Here is a 5,856-nt window from a genome sequence, read left to right on the forward strand (position 1 = left end):
GCATTCTTCGCCTTCGACACCACCCACACACCACCATCGTTCAAATCCACCTCAGTGGTCTTAAACCCCGGATAAATCACCGCACCCGCCACCAACACCACACCAGCCACCACAAAAGACCCCACCACCACACGACGCCGACCCGCACGCGTCCGCGGGCGAGGTGTGGCGGAACCCGGCTTCCGTGCTCCCAGCATGGCGAAAAGTCGTGTCACAGCGATTGGTGTTCCTTTGAGATTGCAGTGCAGAGGCCCCCGACAGCCCCGGGATCCGGGGCCGTGTCCCGCGACAGCCTACCCAACCATGGGTGGATGCGCGATGGGGAGGACTCCCCGCCGTCGGGCTTCCGGGCAGGGGGCGCGGACGCTGGTGCGGCGGCTATGGCGTGGCTCCCGTCGGGAAGGTGCAGAGTGGGACGCCGCTGGCCCCGGGGGCACCGAGGGTGGTGTGCGTGGAGTTGATCCAGCGGGTCTGGTTCGGCGAGCCGCGCATGATGTAGTACCACTGGCCGTCCCCGCTGTAGTAGGTGCCGTGCGGCTTCCAGCACATGATGTCGAAGACGTCCGCGGCGCCCATCCAGGGCCGGTTGGTGCCGGTCTGCCCGTCGCAGGTGAAGTAACCAGGCTTGCTGTTGTCGTAGGAGGTGGCTCCGGGCAGGTCGGTGCAGCTGCGGGTCATTCCGCTGTTGAGCCGGGTGGTCCAGCGTGTCTTCTCGGCCCCGGACTGGGCTGACGCCGAGGCCGTTGGCCCTCCGGTGCCGCGTGAGTTCACCGTCTGGACCTGGATGGAGTGGCGCTCGTTGAAGCCGCCGGTGTTTACCGTCCGGCTTCCGGACGCGCCCACCCGTTCCCAGCCGCCGTTGTCGATCTTGATCTGGGTGTAGGCGATGTCGTGGCTGCCGGCATCCGGTGAGGCCCAGTTGAACGTGAGGTTCCGCTGGTTTTCGGCCCCGTTGGTGCCGGACGCGGACGGGGTGCCGGGCGAACCGTAGGGGTTCGCATTGGCGCCGGCGCTGGCGTCGGAGCTGGGTGCGACGGAGGAGTTGGCCGTCACCGTGATGGTGGTCCCTGCGCCGTTGGCGAACCCGCCCACGGTCTGGCCGGGTTTGATCGGGCCGCCCTGGCCGGTGGTGGCGCGGTAGGTGTAGCTGACCTCGGAGTAGGCAGACCCGTTCCGTTCCGCGGCGCTGAGCTCGCGGAAGTTGATGGTGACGGCCCGGCCGGCACCGCCGGTGTTGGCCGGGGTCGCGCTGACGCCGGAGACCTGGCTGAGTTTGCCGGTGGCGCGCCGCGGGGCCGAGGCTGCGCTGACGCCGCCCTTGCCGGCTTTGTTTTCGGCCTGCACGGTGAACGTGTAGGCCGCCTCGGAGTTGTTGGCGGTGAAGTTCGCCGTCTGTACCGTGCCTGCCACGGTCTGGGTCTGGTCCGGCCCGCCACCGCCGCTCATGGTGACGTAGTAGTTCTTGATCGCGTCGCCGTTGGTATTCGGCTCGTTCCAGTTCACCTTGAGCTGGTTGGAGGAGCCGACGGCGGAGGCTACCGACGTCGTCGGCGCGCCGGGGGCTGCCGGCACACCGGCGGGGTTGTCCTCCGCGGAGTACTGTCCCCAGTCCGAGGGGCCGAGTTCGTTGACGGCCTGGGCGCGCACCTTGTAACGGACGCCGTTGGTCAGTCCGGCCCAGGTGTAGTTCAGGCCGGTCACGCCGTTCTTCACGGCGACGCCGCTGGCCGGGGGTGGGGAAATTTCGAGGTTGTAGTTCTTCACCGGGGAGCCCTCGGTTTTGGCCGCGGGCCAGGCGATCACCATGTTCTTGTCGCCGGCCTTGACCGTGGGGGCCTCCGGTGGCGACGGCTTTTCATCCGGCCGGATCTCGTTGGACGCCGGGGAGGGGTCGGACTCGTGGACCTCGTTGGTGGCGGTGACCGTGAAGACGTATTTGACGTTGTTGGTCAGTCCGCTGAGGGTGCACGTGGTGGTGGCGCAGTCCTGGCTGAAGCCGTTGGCAGAGCGCACCGTGTATTTGGTGATGGCGGCGCCGTTGTCCGACGGCGGCGTCCACTTGAGGACGGCGGTGCGGCTGCGCACATCAGTTGCCGTGGGCGCCGACGGGGCGTCGGGTTTGTCCCGGACGGTGATGCGGACCCGGCCGTCGGTCTGCCGGGAGACGTCGCCGGTTTTGTCCGTCACGGTGTAGCGGACCACCATAACGCCCTTGAAGCCGGCGGCGGGGGTGACGGTGATGGAGTCACCGGCGATTGCCGGCTGTCCTGCCGCGGTGCCGGTCTCCACGGTGGCCTGGACGATCTTCAGCGGGGTGTCGGCGAAGGGGTTGAAGTCGTTTGCCAGCACGTTGACGGTCTCCGTCTTGCCAGCGTTGGCTTTTTCCACCACGTCTTCGTTGGCCACGGGGAGTGGCCGGTTGGAGGCCGTGACGGTGGCGGTGATGGTGGCCTTGACGGGATCCGAACGCCCGTCGGTGACCTTCAGCGGGATGCTGCCCTTCCACCCGGCGGACTTTCCGGCGTCGGCGGTGACCTTCAGGGTGGCCCCGTCCACGGTGGCCTTGAAACCCTCGGGCAGTGTGCCGTCGAGCTCGAACTTGAGCTTGTCCTGGTCGCCCTGGTCAACGTCCTTGGCCAGGTTCCCCAGCTCCAGGTTCGCGGTCTCCGCTTTCGGCACCTCGAGGCTGGCGCCGCTGAAGGTCGGAGGGTGGTTGGCGTTGGGGTCCGGAATGACCTTGGTGATGATGCTCAGCGTGGATTTCAGGCCCGCCGGGTCATCCGGTCCGGTCCCGTCGGTCACCTCGAAGGTCACCGACCCGGGTCCGACGTAGTCTTTGAGCGCGGCGTAGCGCAGGGCGGAGCCGCTGCCTGCCACCACGTTTTCCGGGGCGGCGCCCTGGACCTTGACCTTGTCCACCTGGGTGATCCGCGGGGTGCGGCCTTCCCTGACCCGGACATATTCGGCCAGGTCCAGGGTGATGTCCTTGCCGGCCATCACCTCCACGGGATCGGTCTTGGCCAGCGTGGGGTGCTGCTCGCCCTGGCCGGGAACCCAGATAACCGCCGTCGCACTCTGGCCGTCCACATCGGTGACCGTGTACGGGACCAACTGGTCGCCGGCGGTGAGGGCCACGCGGACGGTCCCGTCTCCGGCAACGCGGGCGTTCGGGTTGCCGTCGGGCAGGCCGATCTTGAGGTCCGCGGCGACGCCGTCGGGATCGGAATCGTTCCGCAGCACGGGGACGTCCACGGCGGACTTGCCGAGGGTCTCCGCGGGGGTGACCACGTCATCCTTGGCCACCGGCGGCTTCAGGGCCGCGTCCGGGCTGACGCGGACGCGGATCACGGCGCTGCCCTGGGCTTTTTTGTCGTCCTGGATTTTGTAGCTGACGCTCTCGTTGCCGGCCGCGGCCGGCGCCGTGAGCAGCACCTTGCCGCCGTCGGCGGGCTCGACGGCGAGTTCCGGGCGGGCCTCGAAGCCGTTGCGGACCAGGCTGATCGGGTCCCCGTCCGGGTCCGAGTCGTTGGCGAGTGCGTCCACGGCGATTTTGCGGCCGGGCCGGACATCCACGGCGTCATCCACGGCGATGGGTTTCTGGTTATTGCTTTCCTGCGGCGCGATGCCGACAATCACGGTGCCCGTGTTCTCGGCACCGATCCGGTCGCGGACCCGGTAACTGAAAGTGTCGGTGCCGGCAGCGTTGCCGGCGGCGGTGAATTCCAGGTACCCGTCCTTGACCACGGCGGTTCCCATTGAGGGGGCCTTGTCCACCCCGGTCAGCTGGACGGAGTCGCCGTCGCTGTCCACGCCGTCCAGCGGGACGGGGATGCGGACGGTCATCCCGGCCACCACGCGGGCGGTCAGGTTCTTGGGTTCGGGGCGGGTGTTGCGCTGGTCGTCGCGGGCCCGGATCCGGATGGAGACCTGCTGCGAGTCCGCTTGGCCGGAGGCGTTCGTGACCTTGTAGATCGCGTACACCGTTTTGGGGACGTCACCGGCAATGAAGCGCAGCGTCTGGCCGGAGGTGAAGATGCGGCCGTCGGCCGCGTCGGGCTTTTGGGCAAGTTCGGGTTCGAGGGTGAGTTTGCCGCCGTTGGGGTCCGTGTCGTTCTCCAGGACCGGGATGGTCACGACGTCGCCGACGCGTACGGTCGCCTCGTCGGGTTTGGCCTGGGGCGCCTGCAGCTTGGAAGGGGCAGGGACCACCAGGACGGCAATTTCCCCGCTGGCTGAGGCCTTGCCGTTGGAGATCGTGTACTTGACGTTGAGCTGGCCCTGCGCGCGGATGTCGGTGATCCTGACGACCGAGTGGTCCAGGACGGCCACGCTGAGCGGCAACCCGTCGGCGGCGGTCACGGACTGCACCACCAGCACGCCGCCGGACGGGTCGGAGTCGTTGCCCAGGACGTCCACCAGGACGCTGCCGCCGCTGGGCAGCAGCGCGGTATCGCGGACCGCCACCGGCGCGCCGTCGCCGCCGCCGGGGACGACGTCGACGCGCACCAGCTGCTGGGCGCTGGCGGGTCCGTTGGTGACCAGGTACGTCACATAGTGGGCGCCCACGGCGGTGGAGTTGAACGTAAACGTCTGCTGGTCGGCGCCCATGGTGGCGGTGGAGTTTCCGTCCGGGGTGACCTGGGCGAGGCGCAGGGCGCCGGCCTGCGGGTCGGAGTCGTTTTTCAGCGGGGCGATCACCGTGCTGACCCCGGCGACGGCCACAACGTGGTCGGCGTTCGCGATGGGGGGCAGGGCGCCGGGAGGGCGCACCTCGACGGTCACTTTTCCTTCGGCGCTGGCCCGGCCGTCGGACACCGTGACGGTGACGGTCTTTTTGCCGGGTTCCGAGCCGGAGTCCTGGAAGCTGAGCAGGCCGTCCGGCCGGACTTTCACCTGGTCGCGGGGGTCGCTGCTGGTCGCGCCGACAACAAAAAGGTCGTCGCCGTCGGGGTCGGCCCAGTCAGTGAGGATGTTCTGGCTGACCACTTTCCCGGACTGGACCACCAGGGTGGTGTTGCGGTTGGGTTTCTGCCGCGGCGCCGCGTTCTCGCCGGGCGGGATGATGTTGAGGGTGACGTCAGCGGAGGCGGACAGGCCGCGTCCGTCGTCGACCGTGTATTTGAACGTTTCGGAGCCGGTCTTGTCCGCGCCCACGCTGACCTGGAAGCCGGTGGCCCCGTAGATCGGGGCGAGTGTCCCGGACTTGAGCGGCTCCGGGGTCCGGACGGTGAGGATGTCGCCGTCCGGGTCGCTGTCGTTGTCCAGGACCGGGAGGATGGTGGTTTTCCCGGCGCGCACGCCGAAGGTGTCCGGTTTGGCGGTGGGCGGGCTGTTGGGCTTGGTGCGGTCCGGCAGGACGGTCTGCTGCACCTCGTCTGCGGAGTCCTTGTCAGCATCATCCGAGGTTTGTTTGGGCGGGATGACGTCGTCCCAGTTGTTCACCAGCTGCATGTTCTGGTTCACCAACCACACATTCCCCGAATTCACATCATTAAGCACCACCACATCCCGGTTCACCCGGAACACATACGACGGCGACGCAGACGCCTTCGGGACCTCGACGTTCTTATCATCAACATCACTCACACAATCCCGCACATACTTATTCGCCCCAGCCCACGCAGCATGCACACACCCACCCAACTGCACCGGAGCCGCAGGAACACCCTGACCCCCAAACGTCACCGTCTTCGCCGTCGAACCATCCAACGGCACCTCCAACAACGCCTTCGGCGTCGCCACAGCCACCGCATCCGCCCCCGGACCAGGCTGCTGCAACCGCGCATCCCGCGCATCCGCCAACCCCAACTCACGCCCGCCCGGCAACAACAACTTCCCCCGGCCAGCATCCAACAC

General features: G+C 67.9%; 2 protein-coding genes. Both read right to left on the minus strand.

From position 1 onward, the window contains the following. Positions 1-197, minus strand: a 197-nt coding sequence (locus AC1DBE_RS15820; RefSeq protein WP_476971134.1) for a hypothetical protein, incomplete at its 3' end; no start/stop codon positions are given. A gap of 181 nt (positions 198-378) precedes the next feature. Continuing rightward, a partial coding sequence (locus AC1DBE_RS15825; RefSeq protein WP_476971133.1) for an Ig-like domain-containing protein occupies positions 379-5,856 on the minus strand: 5,478 nt, incomplete at its 5' end.

The sequence above is a fragment of the Arthrobacter sp. 10T416 genome (assembly GCF_056394165.1).